General features: G+C 37.3%; 2 protein-coding genes. Both read left to right on the top strand.

Annotation, left to right across the window (positions count from 1 at the left end):
- Positions 1–77 precede the first annotated feature (77 nt).
- Entirely contained in the window at positions 78–422 is a 345-nt protein-coding gene (locus tag AB840_RS15240; protein WP_048515665.1) for a transposase, read from the top strand.
- Entirely contained in the window at positions 419–1,327 is a 909-nt protein-coding gene (locus AB840_RS15235; RefSeq protein ID WP_048515664.1) for an IS3 family transposase, read from the top strand. The genes AB840_RS15240 and AB840_RS15235 overlap by 4 nt, the downstream gene beginning before the upstream one ends.
- Positions 1,328–1,374: the final 47 nt, after the last annotated feature.

The raw sequence follows: 1,374 nt of genomic DNA, 5'->3' as shown, positions 1-1,374 counted from the left end.
TGATGTTGTACAATAAAAATTGACACCCTATTCTCAAGGATTGTGATATATAATTGATAGAGAATAGGAGAAATAAGATGGCAAAACGAATTATAAAAACTTATGACCAAGAATTTAAATCACAGGCTGTAAAATTGGCTCAGGAGATTGGTGGACACAAAGCCGCAACGGAACTGGGGCTTCCTGATAGTACTATCTATACATGGGTTAAAGCCTTCAAAGAGGGTAGGTTGGACGCAAAAGACGCTGTTCATACTGCTTCCAATGCCTTATCTCTTAACGAGGAACTTATTGAACTTAAAAAGCGTGTTAAAGAACTGGACAAAGAGAATCGCCATCTTAAAGAAGTGAATGAATTTCTTGAGGAAGCAAGCGCTTTTTTCGCCGCCAGCCGTCGGAAGTCAACAAAAAACAGAGATTGATATTTATTGCAATAAAAACGGAAGACGGCACTATTAAAGGTAAAATTTCATTCTATTGTAAAAGCCTATGCGTAACCAGACAGGGATTTCACAATTATCTTAAATATAAAGATAAGCCTTGGAAATATCAGTCTCTTGCAGATGCTATGTTAGATATCTGTGCTGAAGATGAATGCAATGATACCTATGGACGAATCAGAATGCGTCAAGCTTTAGAGCTAAAAAAGCCTGCTGGTATTGAGATTCCGAGTGAACGGACTGTATACCGTGTTATGGAAGAAATCGGTATTAGCCATAGACCCAAAAGAAAACCTAATGGAATCACAAAAGCTGATAAAGAAGCCAGAAAATCTGATGACTTAATTAAACGTGATTTCTATTCTGATAAACCGTTAAGCAAGTGCGTAACAGATATGACTGAAATAAAGTGTCTGGATGGAAAACTGTATGTATCTGCAGTTTTTGACTGCTTCGATTCTGCAGTACTGGGATTAGCAATGGATACAAATATGAAAGCCACGTTATGTGAACAAACAATAATTAATACATATAAAGCATATCCAGAAATTCGTGGCTGTATCCTGCATAGTGATAGGGGAACACAGTACACCAGTGAGCTGTACCGTAATACAATTAAGCAATACGGAATAGTACAAAGTATGAACAGTGCAGGTGGCAGATGCCATGATAATGCCCGTTGCGAAAGTATGTGGGCAAGATTAAAGGAAGAACTAATCTATAATCGATATAATGCTTCAAAAACAACTGTTGAACATATGAAAACAATTATATGGAGATATTTCATTAGTTACTGGAATAACCGAAGAATCTGCTCCACCAATGGAGGATTACCTCCAATGATTAAGAGACAACAGTATTACCGCTCATTGAAGGATGCAGCGTAGATCGAATATCCTCGAGGAAAAAGTGTAAAGAGATATTGACAATATCA

It is taken from the genome of Megasphaera cerevisiae DSM 20462 (assembly GCF_001045675.1).
Lineage (GTDB): Bacteria > Bacillota > Negativicutes > Veillonellales > Megasphaeraceae > Megasphaera > Megasphaera cerevisiae.
The sequence above is the reverse complement of the archived record's forward strand: the minus strand, read 5'-3'. Positions and strand labels throughout refer to the sequence as shown.